At 41.2% G+C, this 19,420-nt stretch carries 15 protein-coding genes; 6 read left to right on the forward strand and 9 right to left on the reverse strand.

Annotation, left to right across the window (positions count from 1 at the left end; translation table 11 throughout):
- Positions 1-48 precede the first annotated feature (48 nt).
- The gene (locus NJ959_RS10635) at positions 49-309 is read right to left on the reverse strand and encodes a hypothetical protein (RefSeq protein ID WP_254011724.1); all 261 of its coding nucleotides are present in this window, start codon (positions 307-309) and stop codon (positions 49-51) included.
- Positions 310-378: 69 nt separating this feature from the next.
- On the opposite strand from NJ959_RS10635, the gene NJ959_RS10640 reads away from it, so the two are divergent.
- Both NJ959_RS10640 and NJ959_RS10645 read left to right on the forward strand, forming a co-directional pair.
- Complete coding sequence (locus tag NJ959_RS10640) at positions 379-891, forward strand: tetratricopeptide repeat protein (protein ID WP_254011725.1); 513 nt, start codon at positions 379-381, stop codon at positions 889-891.
- 91 nt (positions 892-982) lie between these two features.
- Positions 983-1,651, forward strand: a complete 669-nt coding sequence (locus tag NJ959_RS10645; RefSeq protein ID WP_254011726.1) for a putative endonuclease domain-containing protein — start codon at positions 983-985, stop codon at positions 1,649-1,651.
- On the opposite strand, the gene NJ959_RS10650 is transcribed toward NJ959_RS10645, so the two are convergent.
- From NJ959_RS10650 to NJ959_RS10665, 4 genes are all read right to left on the reverse strand, one after another.
- Complete coding sequence (locus NJ959_RS10650) at positions 1,638-2,612, reverse strand: M48 family metallopeptidase (RefSeq protein WP_254011727.1); 975 nt, start codon at positions 2,610-2,612, stop codon at positions 1,638-1,640. The two genes, NJ959_RS10645 and NJ959_RS10650, sit on opposite strands and share 14 nt — an antisense overlap.
- Before the next feature lie 148 nt (positions 2,613-2,760).
- A complete protein-coding gene (locus NJ959_RS10655) occupies positions 2,761-2,961 on the reverse strand; it encodes a hypothetical protein (protein WP_254011728.1) in 201 nt (66 codons plus the stop codon).
- A 313-nt stretch (positions 2,962-3,274) separates the two neighbouring features.
- Positions 3,275-4,018, reverse strand: coding sequence for a tRNA (adenosine(37)-N6)-threonylcarbamoyltransferase complex dimerization subunit type 1 TsaB (gene tsaB / locus NJ959_RS10660; RefSeq protein ID WP_254011729.1), 744 nt, complete (start codon positions 4,016-4,018; stop codon positions 3,275-3,277).
- A gap of 274 nt (positions 4,019-4,292) precedes the next feature.
- A complete protein-coding gene (locus tag NJ959_RS10665) occupies positions 4,293-5,924 on the reverse strand; it encodes a serine/threonine protein kinase (RefSeq protein WP_254011730.1) in 1,632 nt (543 codons plus the stop codon).
- Positions 5,925-6,376: 452 nt separating this feature from the next.
- On the opposite strand from NJ959_RS10665, the gene NJ959_RS10670 reads away from it, so the two are divergent.
- The 3 genes from NJ959_RS10670 (at position 6,377) to NJ959_RS10680 (ending at position 12,255) form a co-directional block, all read left to right on the forward strand.
- Complete coding sequence (locus NJ959_RS10670; RefSeq protein ID WP_254011731.1) at positions 6,377-7,762, forward strand: P-loop NTPase fold protein; 1,386 nt, start codon at positions 6,377-6,379, stop codon at positions 7,760-7,762.
- Between the two features lie 379 nt (positions 7,763-8,141).
- Positions 8,142-11,384 (forward strand): nSTAND1 domain-containing NTPase, encoded by a 3,243-nt coding sequence (locus NJ959_RS10675; protein WP_254011732.1) that lies wholly within the window; start codon positions 8,142-8,144, stop codon positions 11,382-11,384.
- A 76-nt stretch (positions 11,385-11,460) separates the two neighbouring features.
- A complete protein-coding gene (locus NJ959_RS10680; protein WP_254011733.1) occupies positions 11,461-12,255 on the forward strand; it encodes a DUF4058 family protein in 795 nt (264 codons plus the stop codon).
- A 241-nt stretch (positions 12,256-12,496) separates the two neighbouring features.
- Here the strand turns inward: NJ959_RS10680 and NJ959_RS10685 are convergent, their stop codons facing one another.
- Positions 12,497-14,647, reverse strand: a complete 2,151-nt coding sequence (locus tag NJ959_RS10685) for a hypothetical protein (RefSeq protein ID WP_254011734.1) — start codon at positions 14,645-14,647, stop codon at positions 12,497-12,499.
- Between the two features lie 227 nt (positions 14,648-14,874).
- Here NJ959_RS10685 and NJ959_RS10690 point away from each other — a divergent pair, with 227 nt between their 5' ends.
- The gene (locus NJ959_RS10690; RefSeq protein ID WP_254011735.1) at positions 14,875-15,876 is read left to right on the forward strand and encodes an RpnC/YadD family protein; all 1,002 of its coding nucleotides are present in this window, start codon (positions 14,875-14,877) and stop codon (positions 15,874-15,876) included.
- Between the two features lie 128 nt (positions 15,877-16,004).
- On the opposite strand, the gene dprA is transcribed toward NJ959_RS10690, so the two are convergent.
- The 3 genes from dprA to NJ959_RS10705 form a co-directional block, all read right to left on the reverse strand.
- Positions 16,005-17,219: a DNA-processing protein DprA gene (gene dprA / locus NJ959_RS10695; RefSeq protein ID WP_254011736.1), complete on the reverse strand. Its 1,215-nt coding sequence runs from the start codon at positions 17,217-17,219 to the stop codon at positions 16,005-16,007.
- 41 nt (positions 17,220-17,260) lie between these two features.
- Positions 17,261-17,710: a helix-turn-helix domain-containing protein gene (locus NJ959_RS10700; protein ID WP_254011737.1), complete on the reverse strand. Its 450-nt coding sequence runs from the start codon at positions 17,708-17,710 to the stop codon at positions 17,261-17,263.
- A 127-nt stretch (positions 17,711-17,837) separates the two neighbouring features.
- Positions 17,838-19,420: ArnT family glycosyltransferase (locus NJ959_RS10705; protein ID WP_254011738.1), on the reverse strand; the 1,583-nt coding region annotated here is incomplete at its 5' end.

The following is a 19,420-nucleotide window of genomic DNA, read 5'->3' on the forward strand; positions in this document are numbered from 1 at the left end:
GCGGTCGATGATGTTCTACGCCTTGCGTCCTAACCGCCTTGGCGGTTGCTATAATGCTGTGGCGATCAAACGTTCTGCGGTTCGTAACTCACAACATTCGATCGCGAGAGAGGCGGCGCTGCGGTGGAGTACGGAACGAGTGGGTTCGGCATCAAGTTTGTTAGCGATTAAGGCAGCGGCTTGAGCTTCTTGCTCAAAGGCTTGGCGCGTCAATTGTGCAGCCTGTTCTAAAGCGCCCCTCAAACGGGCTACTGCTGCGGCTTCGGCTAAATCCATTGCTTTTTGGTGGAGCGCTTGAATCTGGCTCATTGGGATATGGCTCCTTCAGGGTTATGCTTGGCGCTAATAACGGAGAGCGGGCGGCTGAACTCTACTACAATGATATACGCTGGCAACCTTCTGAACTCCCAAAACAAAAGTGCTTATGATTATTTGGGAGATGCCTTGCTGAAGCAAGATCGATCGAGAGAAGCGGTAGATACTTATCGCCAAGGGATCGCTCTCATTCCTAAATCTGCTTTCAAATTTGCTTGGAAACACAGCTACTTAGGCAATGCCTTAATCCGGCAAGGGAAAATAGAGCAAAAGATCGCCCTCTACCGTAAAAATCTTGAATGGCTTCCCACATTAGTTGATTTCCTCACCTACAATCGCTTAGGGGATGCTTTGATGAAGCAAGATCGCATAGAAGAGGCGATTGCCGCCTACAATAAATCCATTGAATTCTATCCCTTAGAAGTAACAGCGTATAACAGTTTAGGAAAGGCGCTATTGCAGCAAAATAAACTCGGAGGTGCGATTGCGGCTTTTAGAAAGGCATTGACAATCGATCCGAATTTTGCAGAAGTCCAGCAAAATCTCGATCGGGCAGAAGAATTATTGTTCTATTAACAAATGACGCATTTTTTAATGGAAACGAAACCCAACAAACGAAACTCTTGCTAACACTCTTGCAGAATTTGCAGATGGACGGGGATTAGAAGTGGTTTCGCGAGCGTTACGCACTCGTGGAGTTAGCATCACACTAGAAGATTACGATAACTGGGATGGTGGGATATGGACATGGTTAATCACAGTGTCTCTATCTCCACAAGATTGGGCTGCGTTTGATGGCAAAGAAAAACGAACCACAGTTGAGAAAGAGCTTGCTGAACTCGCCAACGCTATTGTGGTAAGTGATGCTCATGGTTTTATGGTTCAGTTTTCAGCAATAGCTATTTCAGCCTCTAGGGGCGTGACAAATCAAGGGCGTGCACACTCTTCTAATCCAGCGACTATCGAGCATGAGGGATTGCTATTTAGATCCCAGCCAGAAGTCCTGCTATTCGTTGCTCTACGTGATACAGGATTGCCAGTAATGCCGTTACCAGTCGTAACATCCAAGGGTCCCCTCTTTAAGCGGATTGAACCTGATTTCGTTGTCATTTGTCGAGGTATGACGTTCGTTGTCGAGGTGGACGGCGATCGCTGGCATCAGGAATCCCCAGCCGCAGCACAAGAAAGATTACGTCACTTGGAGGATGAGGGCGTAAGAATAATTCGTGTATCTGCTGATGACTGTAAATCAAGCGATTCTGCTAAGAAGACGGCAAAAAACATCCTATTGAGGATTGAACGAATATTGGAGAGTCAGAAAACTAAGGATTATTAGACTGAGACTTGATCCGATCGATTTCCCGTTGCAATTCTTCAAGTTGATGTCGCAGTCTTTCAGCTTCATTCTCTGCCGCAGTTTGGGATGGCACATCCACTGAACCTTCCTGCGTCACCCGTTGGTAATTACCCTGCTGAATTTGACGATACTCATCGGAATTTGCCCAATCCCGCAGATAGCGCACTCTTTCAACAGGAAAGGGATGGCTGAGAAATGAACCATTACCCCCGTTGTAGAGTAAAAATTTATATATTTGATTGAGACTATCTTGGTCAAGTTCTTGAAAACTGTCCGATTGACGGATAAATTCATCTAGGCTACATTCGTGTCCGTATTGATGAGAACCACCTGATAGTTTCATCATTGTCCGCATGACAATATTAAGATCGTCCGTTACGAGTAATGCGGCTCTATCTGAAGATAATTCGGCTTTGCGCCGCCATTCATAAAAGGCATAGAGTAAGCCACTACTAATGATATTCCCAATACCAAAGGTTACGTCCCCTAGAAATGAGGCGGCTTGCATCACCCAAATTCCCATCTGAATTAAGATGGTATGACCGCATTTTATATGACCTAATTCATGAGCTAAAACTGTGCGAATTTCTGCTTCTGTAAGTAAGTCTAATAATCCAGTATTTAATACGATATAAGGATGGTCTTGCCCCAAAGCATAGCTATTTACTTGGGGATTTTGACTTACAAATAATGTCGGCTCTGGGTGTACATCTAAATCGCGAACGCATTCTCGAAATAGACGATAAATCGTAGAATATTGGCGGGGACCAACTTGGATGCTATTGCCCATCAGATAAATAAACTGAGGACGTTCATAGAGAAATTCTACAAACTTACGGGCAACTAAGTTAAATCCGGGGACGCTGCGCAAAGCTTCTTCAGCTTGTTGATCGAGGGGATGTCTGAAAGCGTCGCTAGAAATTCCAGGGTAGCTAGGCATATCAAAAAGTCAAAAGTCAAAATTTAAAAGTCAAAATTTAAAAGTCAAAAGTCAAAAGTCAAAAGTTAAAAGTTAAAAGTTAAAAGTTTTTCTTTGCGAATGGCTAATTTACCCTAACTCCTAACTCCTAACTCCTAACTCCTAACTCCTAATGTCCATCCCCAGAGGATGCTTTAGTCTCGCTCATATCAAAAACGACTTCAAATCGGGCATTAGGGACTCGTTCGCGGCATAGCTGAAGATACCCCTCTGCATCCGAACGACTGCGGTAGCGACCGACTAGTGCCCATTGCAGCGTGGGTAGTAGACGGTTAATTACCCATGGCTTGCGGGTTTCTTTGGAAGCCATAATAAATTTGTCTCCTTTAAAGGACGGAGCAGGAGCCAGTGCGGACACTTGCCACAGTTGGGCACTGACTTGTGAGTCTGTCGATCGATGCGATACAGAGTCACTATCGCAAGTCACAATAACTCATGGAAAGATTAAAGTATAATCTTTTTCGACTTTGTTCTATTAGAACTGTCAATCCTATTATCTATTAAATATGAATTTTTGTCAATAGTAAAGTAGCTTCATTTCTTCACTCTCTAAATTAAGCCTAGGGAGAAGAATGTCCATCCAAGTCATGTAATCCAATCCCACAGAAGATTGTAGGGATTGCCTACCCTACATCTTTCTTGCCGACAACCTCTAATTTCTTATTCAATTCCCTTCCCTCCACCGGATGTTGACCGTAAAAAGGTAGTGCTTCTGAAAAATGAGGGCGCTCTTCTTCTTGCCAATTTATATAAGCAAGTTCCAGCAAACTGGAAACTGATGTACCCAATCCTGCTCCGGCGGGAATATTAATTAACTGATATTCTATTGACAAATTATTTAAGGTATTAGCCCATAAATCTGGTGTTATGGCTCGATCTGAGAATAGCTCAATCAGACCTAAATTATTTGGTTTTTGTTGATAAATACCAGTAAATAATTGATCTCTTTGAGCAGGCATTTGCAGTGCAATCTGAACTACGCCGGAGGGGTTTGCGATCGCAGTGGAATCTGAAGTCGGGCTTATTTCCCGATTGCGCCCTCCTTTCCGCGACCAAGCTATTGCTGCTAAAGTGGAAATAGCAAATAGGGGAATATTTAATTGTTGTGCAATGGTTCGCGCTGTCACAATTCCAATCCGCGTACCTGTAAAACTTCCCGGTCCTTTTGCTACGGCAATAAATGCTAATTCTGACCAAGTTTGTGGTTGGATAAATTCTTGCAAATATTGATGTAGATGGGTTGACAACTCTTGTCCCAATTCCCAGGCTTGGTGGCGGGTGTTGTCGCTAAAATTACTGATGGCTAGTCCTAATTCTGAACTACTTGTATGTATTGCTAAACCGTATTGTGGATTAAGATTGGGCATGGATAATGATAGTATTTGTTTTGGAGATGGAGAGGTTTTTTGATCGATTCAATAACAGGGAGAGTCGATTAGGTAGGATTTACGCAGCAACTTTAGTAATAAATATACAGCGATTCCCGCTTTTATGAGGTACAGCAGCAGAAATTAACAAACCAATTGCTTAATTCTGAGGATTAATTAAGTGTACCTCATTACTACGGAAACCGCTGTAGTATTACTGGTGCGTTAGCTTTCGCATAACGCACCCTACAGATAGACTAATTTATTCCCCATTCTATTCTCCATTCCCCTCATTCCCCTCTTCCACTGGAGTTGGTTCGGTTTTTTTCGGTTTGGGTGCTGCTGGTGGAGGTGCTACTTTTTGGATATCTTGAATTGGTTCTCTTAATTGTACTGATGGTGGTGCTATTTCTGGTGCGGGTGGACTGGTTTCTTTTGGTTTCACTGGTTTAGATTGAATGGGAGAAGATACTGGATTTGGTTGGGTTTCTCTTGTCGGAGGTGGAGTTACCTGTCGATTTTTTCTATTGACTGGTATTGGTGGAGAAGATTCTCTTTCAGTTTCTGAAGATGGCTTAGTTGGGATGTCAATTCTTCTATTAGAAGAGCGACGACGGGTTGGTTGAGGTGGGGAATCTGGTTCACTCTTTTGTACTGGTTTGGTGGTCTTTTGGGGGATATTATCAACTTTATCGTTATTGTTATCAACTTTATCGTTATTAGTTGTGGGTGTGGATGTTTCTGTGGGTATGGGTATGGCAATTGGTGTGACTGAAGGCTGGATAGCAGGTATAACTGAGGGTGGTTTGGGTTTATGGGAGAGGGTTTGCCAAGCAATTAAACTTGTTGCGATCGCAAATACTCCTCCTATTCCGATTAAAATACGCTTTTGATAGAGTAAACTATAGATATTTGATTTAGACTCTGACTCAAGATTAGGTTCTTCTTGGGGAATAGAAATAGTTGGTTCGGTTTGGGTTTGTAGTAGTGTGATGGGGTATTCTTTTGTTGGATTGAACTCTACTTCTGGTAAAAGGAATAACCAATCATCTACTGTTGGAGGGCGATGACGTGCTTCGATTGCCATTCCTTGCATTATCGCTTGATTGAGGGCTGCACTGATGTCAGGCTGGAGTTCCCGGGGTTCGGGCATCGGTTGGCGATCGCGAATTACTGAGGGTGTGGGTATTTGAGCTGTAATTAAAGTATAGAGTGTGGCGGCAAGACCGTAAACATCTGAGGCGGGAGTGCGCTTTTCTTTGATTAAATATTGTTCGATGGGCGCATATCCTTCTGAGAGCATACTTGTATGAGTTTGGGTAGATTGGGATGTAAATTCTCTCGCTATGCCAAAATCAATTAACACTACTTCATTACCCTTATCTCCCCTATCTCCCTTATCTCCCCTATCTCCCTTATCTCTCTGTTCTCCCCCCTTAATAAGGGGGGATGGGGGGGTTCTGAGAATAATATTAGCAGGTTTAATATCTCGATGGAGAAATCCTTTTTGATGAACGACTTTTAAGGCTTCGCCAATTTGTCGGATGTAATAAATTGCCGTTGCTTCATTTAAAGGTTTCCCTTGTAATACTACAAAATCCAATGTTTGACCTTCAATATAGTCCATTACCATATAGGGTTGTGCCGCTTCATGGAAGAAGTCACTCACTCTGACAATATGAGGATGGATGCAGAGTGCTAACCGTCGCCCTTCATCCTGAAATTGTTGCAAAAAGCGATCGTAATTTGGGTGCTGGAGGAGGGATTGGTTGAGGGTTTTAATCACTACTGTTTGATTCAAGTAGTGATGGGTGGCTTTATAGGTGACACCAAAACCACCCCTGCCTAATTCTTGTTCTAGAGTATATTTAGCACCTTGTAACGTTTTGCCAACTAATGAGTTCATAGGATGAGAAATGTGATAATAAATGATCTGGTCAGATCCGATGGGATTGCTTAAAATAGAGTTGACTGATTTTATCGGTAGGTAGTTTCCATTGGACTTAATTTATTATAATGAGATTTATTCGAGGTGATTTATAAATAAAATTAGATCCCCCCTAACCCCCCTTAAAAAAAGGGGGGAAAAGAAAATTAGATCCTTCCTGTGGCTATGAATCGGGATCGTTCAACTCGGCAAGAGCAACACCAGGAGTGAATGTCACGAAACTATCTCCTCATCTTCAGGAAAAAGGGCAACGGCATGTTAAGGTAAAAGATAAATTCATAAACTGAGTGAGTTGTAAGTGTTACTAAAATTTTAGCGATGACTCAATTGGCAATATCCGGGGGGTGCTGATAAGATAGAATTGACTGATTTTGTCGGTAGGTAGTTTCCCTGGGACTTAACTTATTGTAATGAACTTAGATTTAGATCGATTTTTTGCGGCTTGCAATCCCAGTAAAACCCTAAATATGGGGAGTAGTGAGGATCGTAAATACTATATTGATTTTGCCACTGTGCGGAGTGAGAAAGTTATTGATAAACTCAAGCGCACTATTACCCGTCTATCCCCCAATCAACCTACTTGTCAGTTGTTTACTGGGCATATCGGCTGTGGTAAGTCTACGGAATTATCGCGGTTGGAAGTTGAACTAAAGGATGCCGGGTTTCATGTTGTTTACTTTCAGGTGACTGATGACTTAGATGTAGCAGATGTCGATATTACTGATATTTTACTGGCGATTGCCCATCAGGTAAGTGAAAGTTTACAAAAAAGTCAGATCAGGTTGCAACCTCAAGGCTTTAAATCTTTCTTGAAAAATATTGCCAATGTTTTGGACATAGATATTAGTGCTGAAGCTAATGTACCTGGAATTGGCACAGTTAAGGCGAGTCAAGAAGGTGTAGAATTTTCCTTGCCTGCGGAAATTGCTAAGATTACGGTTAAAGCTAAAAATAGTCCCCAAGTTCGTTCCAGACTTAGACAACATGTTGAACCGCAAACTAATCAAATCTTGCGGCTGATTAATGAAGAAATTATCGATGTGGCTACAGAGCAGTTAAAAGAGGGTGGCAAGAAAGGGTTAGTGGTAATTGTGGATAATTTGGATCGAGTCCAAAATAAAATAACAGCCGCATCCAGCAAACCATTAGATGAATATCTCTTTGTCGATCGAGGAGAAGATTTACGACAAATTAATTGCCATTTGGTTTACACTTTACCCCTATCTTTGATTTTCTCTAATGCCAGGGAACCGCTAAAAAATCGTTTAGGAAATGGTAACAGTCCGATTGTCTTACCAATGGTACCAGTGCAATTAAGAGATGGGACAGATCATCCTGAAGGTATGGCTTTATTGCGGCAAATGGTACTAGCAAGAGCTTTTCCAAATGTTACAAAAGAAAAACGTCTAAATCTAGTTACAGATCTTTTTGATAATCTTGACACATTAAACAGATTGTGCCGGATAAATGGCGGTCATGTGCGGCATTTGATGGGGATGCTTTATGGTTGTATTCAGGAGGAAGATCCACCGATTTCTCGCAGTGTTTTGGAAAACGTAATTCGCAAGGAAAGGGATAGTTTACTCGCAGCTATTGATGAGGAAGAGTGGGAGTTGTTATTTCAAGTAGTAAAGGAGCAAAGAGTCAAGGGGGATCTCGAATACCAAACCCTATTACAAACTCTCTTTGTTTTTGAATACCACGACGAGAGAGGCATTTGGTTTAATCTGAATCCGTTGTTGTTTGAAACGGATAAATATAAGTTGTGGAAACAAGATCGCTCGCCGTCTCATTAATGACACGGCTAATAGCTGAAGTCCATTAAAACTAATAACTTGCACCATTGTCAGTAAGCTAGAAAACCCGCCGTAGAATTAATTCTACGGCTAATAGCTGAAGTCCATTAAAATGGACTTAAATTCTGATGCAAGTCAGTTAAAACTGACTTAAGCTATTAGGCAGTGGTTAAAACCACTGCCGGGTTATCGCTACTGCTGCAAGTTGTCGGTTAAAATAGACTAAAATTATCATCCAGTCGGTTTCAACCGACTTGAGCTATTAGACAGTGGTTAAAACCACTGTCGGGTTATCAGTAATAAGAACTTAATCTTAATCGTTTCGATGCTAGGGAATATTTAACTGTCTATAAAATTTAAAATGAATTAAGTTTAAATTATGAATAACCCAAACCTATTAGAAGAAATTACCGATAATAACGCTCGATCCCTTAAAACTTTAACACGAGCGATCGCACTTTCTCAGGGACGCTTTTCACTAATTTTGGTAAGGTGTAACTATAAAAGTTTGCGATCGCAAATCCTGCAACGGTTGCACCAGGAAAGTAATTGGGATATTCCAGAGTTAATTTTAGCACCATCTACCACAACTCTTTATACTGGGATTTTAGATCGTTTTGACAGTCAGCCATTAAAGGGTTTAATGGTGTGGGATTTAGAGTCTGTGGTGGCTCTTGATGACTTGCTGATTGCTACTAATAGGGTGCGCGATCGCTTTTTAAGTTTTACCTTTCCGCTTGTGCTATGGGTGACGGATGGAGTATTGAGAAAGCTGAGACGGATAGCGCCGGATTTTTTCAGTTGGATGAGTACACCCATTGAATTTACTATGCCAAATAATCAACTGATGGCGTTAGTGCGGGAAAATGCAGATCTTGCTTTTACTGATGAGCAAAAGTTTACCTTAGATGCCGCTGAATTGAAAAGGATTCAGGAGGATTTAAGGAATCAAGTAGAGGGATTAGCACCAGAAATTGAAGCTATTTTATCATTAATTTTAGGACTTATTCAATTTCGAGAGAATCAGTTAGATGAAGCGATTGAACAGTATCAGGCAAGTTTAGCATTTTGGCAGTCAACGAACCAATTCGATCGCAGTGGTGTAGTTTTATTGAATATCGCTTGGGCTTATTATTTGAAAGGGAAAGACTATCGGGCAGAAACAAGGAATAGGATTAGAGAATCTATTGAGCAATTTGAACAGGCAAATAGTAGCGATTTCTTAGCCAACCATAGTCGTAAATTGGGAGAATTACTGCGACAATTAGGAGAATGGGAATCCCTGGAAAGAATTGCCCAAAAAGTAGCCAAGATCCATCAAAGTCAAGGAGAGACAAGGTTAGTTGCTCAAGATTATAGCTTTTTCGCAGAAGTAGCACTGAAAAAAGACCATTGGCAAGATGCGAAACAACAGGCGCAGCAAGGATTAGATTTATTAAAGACGATAGCAGATCCTCATCCAAAAATATTAGGAGTATGTTATTTTATTTTAGCAAAATCTCAGCGACACCTCGGTCAAATTAAAGACGCGATCGCAAATTTAGAACACGCCCATAATCTCGGAGAAAACCTACATCAATACGATCCCAGCCTTTACGTCGAGATATTGGCAGAATTGCGCACCTTAAAGTTTGAACAAGCCGAATATTTACCCGCCTTTAATCTAAAATTAGAACAAATAAAAATAGAGAATCAATATGGGTTGCGGGCGTTTATCGGTGCCAGACGATTGCCACCAGCGAAACAGATGATTAATCCTGTATCTGGGGAGAGAAAAACTGTCCCTATAGAAGATGCAATCCAAGAGTTTGGGCGGGAGAAAGATATAGAGGAATTAGTAGAGAGGGTAAAAAGACGGGATCGCAAATTAACGATAATTTATGGACCATCGGGAGTCGGGAAAAGTTCTATCATAGAAGCAGCGTTAATCCCAGTTTTAGAACAGACTTATTTTGAAGGGCGGGATATTTTACCTATTTTGGTGCGGCTTTATAAAGATTGGGTTGCGACATTAGCCCAAGCTTTAACAGATACGATCCAAAAATATCATTCATCTCTAGGGGCAGGTTTAGAAGATAATGTCAGTAAACCACAAACAAATCAACAAAACCCACCCTCTGTCAAATCAATTATCAAACAATTACGTCAAAATGAACACCAAAATCTTTACACAGTACTAATTTTCGATCAATTTGAAGAATTCTTCTTCGATAACTCCAACCCAAGCAGTCGCCGAGAATTTTATGACTTTTTGCACCAGTGTTTAGAGATTCCTTATTTAAAAGTGATTCTATCTCTGCGGGAAGATTACCTATATTATTTATTAGAATTCAGCCGCACGACTGATTTGGCAAATTTTGACACTAATTACCAGCATATCCTCTATTATTTAGGTAATTTTTCTACCCAAGATGCCCAAGATATAATTCAAGGATTAACCAACCGTTCTCAATTTACCTTAGAGTCAGATTTAGTGGCAGAATTCGTCAAGGATTTAGCGGGAGAATTGGGGGAAGTACGTCCGATTGAATTCCAGGTGGTGGGGACACAATTGGAAACAGAAAAAATTACTACTTTGAACCAGTATCGGGAACTTGGGAATAATCCCAAACAAAAACTGGTAGAGCGATTTTTAGAAGTAGTGGTGGAAGATTGTGGCAAAGAAAATGAACGAGTGGCTAAGTTAGTATTGTACTGGTTGACGAATGAGAATAACACTCGACTGAGGAAGACTCAGGTAGAGTTAGCGAAAGATTTAGAAAGAGATGCCAAAAAACTGGATTTGGTGTTAGAGATTTTAGTAGGTTCCGGGTTACTGTTGCGAGTACCTGGGGTTCCGGATGACTATTATCAATTAGTTCACGATTATTTAGTAAGTTTTATTCGCCAGAAGTATCAAGCGCAATCTTTGGAATTGGAAGAGGAAAGAGAGAGAAGCCGGAAGTTTCAAAAACGGGTACTTTTTGGTTCAGTTGCGGCGGCATTGATGATGACAGGCTTGGCAATTACCGCTGGGATATTTGGGTGGCGTTATCAGCGAAACTATCGTGAACTCAAAATCAGTATGAAATATTCAGATATTGCAAATAGATGCTTAAAAAATGATCTACCACAGGAAGAATCATTAATATGCAAAAACCCAGAAATTCAGGAATCTCTAGCCAACCTTCAATATAAAGTAGCGGAGAAAGCTAAAGCAGCTCCACCAGTACCAGCAAATAGCCCGATCAATATTCCACTCACTGAAATAGAAGCAGTAAATTTGATTAATTCATGGCTGCAAGCTAAAGAACAAATTTATGCACCTCCATTTAATCGGGAACTCTTAAACCAATACGCAACAGGTAAATATTTTGAAAGATCAATAGATTCGATTGAATGGCTGGAACGATATAGCGCTTACTACACATATAGTTCATCTATTGTTGAAGCTATTGGAAATTTTTCGCGGCAAGGGAATCAAGCAACAATTGATGTGAAAGTTACTCAAGATCTGATATTACATGTTAATAGTGGGATCGATCATACAAATAGTGGTCTTAGCACTTCTCTATATCGTTATACTTTGCAGGTTGACAACGGTAGATGGAAAATAGCTAATATAGAAGAAATTAACAATTAGGCTTCCTAGTGTTTGAATCATGGAATATAATCAATTAATATAAGACTAAAGCATACAACACCGAGGAAAAAACTCTATGCCTTCTCCTTTCCCAGGGATGAACCCGTACCTAGAACATCCAGAAATCTGGCCAGGAATCCATCACTGGTTAATCATTGAAATTGCTAAGTCACTTTCCCCTCAACTGCGACCAAAATATAGAGTTGCCGTTGAGGTACGGATATATGAAACCATTAGAGAAGAATCCCTACTGGTTGGCATTCCCGATTTAATTGTGAAAAGTTCTCAGACAAAAACTCAACAACCAACCAGCAATATTGCGGTTATGGAATCAACTCTTAAACCCCAAAAAGTAGAAGTTCCTCTCCCCGAAACCGTTAAACAAGGTTATTTAGAAATACGAGAAGTAGCTACCAAAGAAGTAGTCACAGCTATTGAACTCCTCTCTCCTGTTAATAAACGCTCTGGAGAAGGCAGGAAGCAATATGAAAGCAAACGAAATCGGGTATTAGGTAGTGCCACCCATTTAGTAGAAATTGATTTATTACGTCGCGGGGAACCGCTGTCAGTATATGGTAGTAATATTAAAAGTCACTATCGCATTTTAGTCAGTCGGGGAGATTGTCGCCCTTATGCTGATTTGTATGGTTTTAATGTGGAAGATGCCATACCTTCATTTCCCATCCCTCTGAAATCTGGAGATAGGGAACCATTAGTAAATTTACAGGAATTATTAAATAATATATACGATCAAGCTAGTTACGATTTGGAAATAGATTATACTCAAGAACCAGTACCGCCATTATTAGGAGAAGATCTGGTTTGGCTGGATAGATGGGTACAGGAGCAACAATTGCGCTCGCTTGGTTGAAAATCATACCAAATTTATAAAGTATTGCTACAGATAAATGAAATTGCTATTAGATATCTTGAAGATTCTCTAGCAATTTTCGCTAACAATAATATGATTTAGGCAGGAACTTTACTAATAGTGTAGCTGGTGCGTTAGCTTTCGCATAACGCACCCTACGGAGAGAGTTTTTTCTGGTTTCCCCCCTTGCTAAGGGGGGTTAGGGGGGTGAGTTAATTATCGTCTATCAAGACAATATCAACTAACTTTTTTCCCGCAGACAGAAGCCCACATCATCCTCATTGTAATTATGTGAACCCGGTATGCTATTAACAATTGCCCGATCCCAAACTCGGAGAACAACCACATAACCACAACGTTTCATACTACTAGTATCCAACGTCCAAGGATTACCAATCGGATTAGGTGCAGTCTGGAAAATACCAGATGTAGGAATTGGATTGGGAGGCGTTAAACTATTAGGTAAGGTATCTAAAGTGAAGACACCAAAGTTTTTGTCACGGGCGACAAAATGACCATTTACAGGTATGCCAATGGAGAAATCTTGGCAATCACCGCCATTATCAATGTGAATTTCTGCTTCTGGTCTGGTATTATCTAATTGGATGCGATACCAAATAGTACTGCCCAGGAAATTATTTGCTGCATCCACCATTTCCAAGCGAATTTCCCACAAATCATCTCCACTAGTATCCCACCAACCCAACATATCAAAGATATTTTGTGCAGGATTCACGTAGGAAATATAACCCGTTACCGGATTAGGAGTTCGGATAATTGGGGCATTGACACCATCAGCAATTTGGAAGGGCGTAGTAACAGGAATTTCTGTTAATGTACCAAATTTCCGGACTAAAATGCGATACTTATAACCCAAAGCACTTAATTCTGGCGGTGCATAAGCTTGAACATGAATGCGACCACCAAAAGGACAGAATCGGCTAGGATCGTTAGGATCTGCTGGGCTACCATATAGGGCAAAAACAGCACCTGATTTGGTCATCCCGTTACCGAAAATATCGGTTTGGGCAGTACTAATTCCACCGATAATGGTAACTTGAGGCTTAAGAGAACTTGGTTTTCCTGGTTTAATTTGGACGTGAGAATCTACACGATTTCCCCAGAAAGGAACATCATCGGGATCTGTAGTAGAAGGTGGCAAACTCCAGGATAAAACCGCACGTACACGAGCAACTTTTGGTTCTTTACAAGTACGGCGATGTTGGTCTAAATTCACCTTCAACATTGCCGCATAGTGCAAACCATCTCCTGGCATCTTGGGGATATCATGAACGTTAATCGCCCGCGTACCAAGATAAGTCCATTCACAAGTGTTATCCCAATCTGCCCAGAAAGCAATATATTCTTGACTGCCTTTCTGACACAAACTACCAGAATAACCGCCAGACTGCTTAATCTGTAAAGTGGCAACCAACCACTCGCGATTGTAATCTAAACCTAAACAATGTAATTCCTCATAAGTGGTATTACCGCTGGTTTCTTGTAGTGCGTTAACTGCTGCGGACCAATCCAATCCCACAGACTTCCATTCAACGATCTTAGCAGATACTGTTTCATGACTTAAGGCATTGGGTGCGATGGCACTTTGAATGTCATTAAAACCAAAACGATGTGGTTCAACAAAGATTCTGTCACCACGTTTATCTACCGTGTCAATCTCTTGAACCCCATACATTTTCACCTGTGTCAATAATTCAACAGGTGGAGGATCTGGCATGGGAATGGGTTCAAGTTCAACTCCCTCTAATTCCGGTGGAATTGTGAGTTTCTGCCCGATATTATTACCTAATACATTCACTAGATCAATAATAAACCACGGACGAGGAGGAATCTGAATGTATTCATCAAGAACATTACCCCAAACTGGAGGCTGATTTGGATCTAATGATGGGATTGCATTCCAGGAAAGAATAGCACGAACTAGGGGCAATACTGGCGTACCGCAGAATTTTTTGCGCGGCTTAATTTCCTGAGTGAGAACATAATTAAGAGGTTTGTCTGGTGACTGGGCGCAGTCATATCCGGATGGAATATCGTGAACATTAACTGCCACAACTCCCGCATCTTCCCAACCTGCACCTTCCCCGTAGTCGAGGAAAAATCGCACGTATTCAGTTGAACCTGTGCTACAGAGATTTCCGCCGTAGCCAAAGGGAAGTTTAATTTCAATTGTGGCTTCTAGTGTGTTGAGTTTTTGGTTGAAGCCAACACAAGTTACTTCTTCGTAAGTTGTGTTACCGATAATTTTTTCGATAGCTTGATAGGGGCTATCAATGAGATTGCCAAAGTGGTTTGGATTGGCGGCAATTAGCTGTTTGAATTGAACTCGGTTTTGTTCTATTTTATGGTCGGTTTGAGATGGAAGGTTCATATTTTAATATCATCCTAAGTTTTTAGGCACTGAAGTGCCTACTACGAACAAGATTGATATGTCACCCTGGTTTGATTCTTTATTTATAACTAGGAAGATTCACCAATGAACAGTCGCTTTTTCTAGTGACGCTCATTTGGGGTAACTCATTTGAGTGTCACTCATTTGAGGGACAAGAGTTTGTTAGAATATAATGGGAATGTGAAATTAAGAAAGGTAAAATCAGGGTGAATGAACCAAATGCCGAGTACGATAATACTTGGAAAGAGGCAATAGGGGACTATTTTGAGTCATTCTTAGAGTTCTTTTTTCCCCAAGTTCATGCTTTAATTGATTGGAGTCAACCGCCACAATCTCTCGATAAAGAATTGCAACAGATTACTGCTGCCGCTGATTCTGGGTTGCGCCTTGTGGATAAGTTATTTCAGGTGTGGCGACATGGAAATGAACCAACGTGGATATTAATTCACATTGAGATACAAAGCCAAGAAGAGTCAAACTTTGCCAAACGGATGTATATGTACAACTACCGGGCATTTGACCTTTACGAAAGACCTGTAGTTAGTTTAGCAGTATTGGGAGATGAGCAAAGCAAGTGGCGACCGTCATTTTTTGGTTATACTTTAGGAGGATGTGAAGTTAGCCTCAAGTTTCCCATTGTGAAACTCTTGGATTATCTGACACAGTGGCAGGATTTAGAGCAAAATAACAATCCTTTTGCTATTATTGCTATGGCTCATTTAAAAACCAAAGCCACCACAGGTAAACCCAGGGAAAGAGAGGAGTGGAAGTGGAGTTTAGTGCGAGGACTCTATGACCGAGGTTATGATAGAGAAAATATTATCAAACTTTTCCAGGTAATTGACAGGATGATGGCGTTACCGGAGGAGTTACAACAAAGTTTTGAACAGAAACTAACTACTTACGAGGAGGAAAGAAAAATGCCTTTACTTAGCCGCATGGAAGAGAGGGGATTGGAAAGGGGATTGGAAAGGGGATTGGAAAGGGGATTGGAAAGGGGATTGGAAAGAGGGCTTCAGCAGACTCAGCAAATCTTACGTGCCAGCATAATTAATATCTTGCAGATACGGTTTCAAACATTATCCCCTGAGTTAATTGCTGCGATTAATCGTTTAGAGGATATCTCCGAGTTGCAAAGGTTACTGATGGTAGCAGTGACTATTACTTCTGTGACTGATTTCGGAGAATTACTCCAAGAAAATAGATGAGTAATGTGGGCAATTTCCATCCAAGTTACCTAATTAAATTCCATGACAGATTGTGGATATTGCCCACAACCTACCAACTTAATTTCAAAGCCTCTCTCCTTGCAGGAGAGAGGTTTGGAGAGAGGTCACTAACATCGTCGATACTGCATTCCCGGTAACTGAGAAACTAATCCCATTAATTCTAATTGCAATAAATAACTGGAAACCAAACCGATTGCTAAACCAGATTCCTGAATTATCAAATCAAAGGATTTCGCTTCATATCCTAAAGTCTGAAATACCTGCGCTAATTCGGGTGTTAAATTAGGCTCAGAAGGCTGATTACTTTCAACTTTAGATTTTCCTTCCCCACTCCCTATCTTTATATCCGCTGAAGTATTATCTCTTTTAAGATTAGAGATTGCTTTTGGTTTTTCTTGTGGGAATAAGGATAATTGCTCTCCGGTATCTACTGCTTCTATTACACCTAACATATTCAACAAATGCTCCTCACTCAAAATCACATTTGCCCCCCGACTTAATAGTGCCAAACAGCCCGAAGAGTTATGATTATCTAAAGAACCTGGTAGCGCATAAATATCCCGACAAAATTCCTGAGCTTGGTAGGCTGTAATTAATGCCCCCGATTTGGGAGGGGCTTCCATCACTAAAACTGCACGAGTTAACCCGGCAATAATGCGATTTCGTTGAGGAAAATGAGGGCGATTTGGCTGAGTGCCAGCGGGATATTCACTGATGATTAATCCCTGCTGTTGAATCTGTTCGTAAAGGGATTTATTGCGCGGCGGATAAACAATATCAACGCCAGTACCGAGAACACCAATAGTCCTCCCTCCACTATCTAAACAACCTTGATGGGCTTCAGTATCAATGCCCGCAGCCATGCCAGAAACGACGGTAAAACCATGCTTTGCCAAGGCGATACTAATTCTTCGAGTCCAGCGTTTACCATAGTCAGAAGGTTCCCGAGTACCCACAATACTGACTGTGGGTTTAATTCCTTGATTTTCGTCGAGGTTAACCTGTCCGCGATAGTATAAAACTGGGGGTGGACTGGGAATTTCTAGTAATAAGCGGGGATAATCGGCATCGGCTGGTGTCCAGAAAAATGGGTTTTTAATGCTATGTTCTTCTAAGAATTGTACCGGATTAATTTGCGATCGCACTTTTTCCACAGCCTCCACCAATCGCACCCCAAACCCTTCTACCTCACCTATTGCCTTAGCAGAGGCACTCCAAGCCTCTGCTAGGGTGCCACAATGCTGTTTTAGTCGCAATAATAATATTGGTCCTACCCCCGGCACTTGCGACCATGCTAACCAATAAGTCCGTTCTTCTTTCAACTGTTTCTCCCAATAAATAACAAACAATAAATAACCAATAATTACAAATCTTTCTTCCTAGATAGATTCAATTTATATTTGAGTTTGTAACAGACTAACTTATGAACTACATCATAATTTGCTCGAACTCCTAACTCCTCTTCTAGCCAATCTTTAACTTCGCCATAACTAGAAAATGCTTTTGAAGAATTGAGTTCTTCTAATAAACGTTCAATCGCCCAATCCGGAATCATCGAAGGCCTACCAGAACTTTTCCCCATGTCTAACATTAATGGCATTCCCCCCTCTCGATAGCGACGCAACCAACCCTGAACAGTAGTGCGATGCCGCCCAATAATTATCGCTAAATTCTGTACGGTTTGCACTTGCCCAGTTTTGAGCAAGTACAATGCTTGAATACGTTCAAAAGTCTGCTTTTGTTTCTGTTGAGATAGCAGAATTTTTAGGGTTTCGGGAGATTCTGTGATGTTAATTTTGACGACACCAGACATTGTTTCTTAGTTACTAGAATGGAATGGGTAATAGAGTTTTGAGTTTTGAGTTTTAATTCTTCCCCTGCCCATTGGGGGAAGACAAATTAGCAATTAGCACAATTAGCAATTAGCCATTAGCCATTGACTATTTGGAAATGCGGACAAGTTGATAAGCGCCAGCACTAGCTAATGTTTTGTATTCGTCAGGCTTGAGCAAGTTTTCCTTAACTTCATTAAACCGTTTCGTGTCGATTAAAACTAAAGCAGAGGGAGGATTAGAGTGAGTTTTGGCGATATTTTCAATGTGGGCAATCGCTTCGTCATCTTCGTCAAAATAATGGACTAATCTCTGGCTATAAAATGCCACGCTGGGTTTTTCAAAGCCCATCATCACGAATTCTTCTCCTGGTAGTTCCACTTGAACTGCGATCGCAGATAATTGTCGTAAAGGTAGCTGACGTGCTTTATCCATCAAAAAAGATGCTGGAGTAATCACAAACAGAATAAATGCGACAAATCCCACAAAATTCACTGTCCACAGCCAACGCCACCCACCTCGTTGCCAGAGTGTTAGACTCGCAGCTATTGCCGCAATTCCCCAAATTACACCGCCGACGAGAGACAAACCTGAATTTCCTACCAATTGGGCTAATTTAGGTGCAGCGGGATCGTATCCTATAAAATTAGGACTTAAGAAAATAGCCGCACCAATTACCAGCAATAATACAATATTAAATCCACCACTTAATATTAGAGCTGAGAGGGCTTTTTTTGCTCCTTTTTTATTTTCACCACCTGTTACCTCTGCTCCATAAGTAAACAAGTCACTCCACCATAACGAGACTAAAATTGCCGCAGCAGGCATTAGGGGGACAAGGTAGCTAGGTAATTTAGTTACAGCAATGGTGAAGAAACCAAAAATCCCAGCAAACCAAAATAGGGCAAATAAACCTAACTGAGTGGAACGGGGAGAGGATTGCCAACGATTGCGCCGCCAAAAACGTAATCTTGCGATCGCAACAGGTAAGTAACTAGACCAAGGTGCAAATCCTACTAATACCACAATAAAGTAAAAATACCAAGGTGCTGAATGGTGATTGACAACGCTAGTAAACCGCTCAAAGTTATGATACCCAAAAAACTTATTAATATAGTCTTCTCCATTGGCGAGAATCACCAAAACATACCAGGGTACTGCTAGGGCTAAAACTATACATAAACCCCAAATAACACCCATTTCCAGCAATACTTGTCGCAGCTTCCCCACATAAATGAGAAATGCCCCAATAATTAACCCTGGTATGACAATACCAACAGGTCCTTTAGTGAGAACCGCTAAAGCAATTAGGATGTAAAAAATCAAGTACCAACCCTTTGGAAAGGAGAATAGTGAGTAGGGAGTAGGGAGTGGGGAGTAGGTTTTTTGGAGTGTGGCAGAAAATACTTTTTCTCCTGCATCTTGGCTCATACCTCTTCGAGCATATCCTAGAAAAAATGCGAGTAATGCTGTTCCCATGCAGCCAGAAAGTAGCATATCTGAGACACCTATTCTTGCCCAAACAAGAGTGATGGGATTAATCGCAATTAGCGCCCCACCTATCCAGGCAGATATCCATCGCTGTCGTTCTAAATTGGGTTTTTTGGAATCGGGAGTGGGGAATGGGGGGGAAGAAAAATCGCTTCCTTCTCCTCCTTCTCCTCCTTCTCCTCCTTGTCCCCCTTGTCCTC

Origin of the sequence: Limnofasciculus baicalensis BBK-W-15, assembly GCF_024178385.1 — a bacterium.
GTDB lineage: Bacteria > Cyanobacteriota > Cyanobacteriia > Cyanobacteriales > Coleofasciculaceae > Limnofasciculus > Limnofasciculus baicalensis.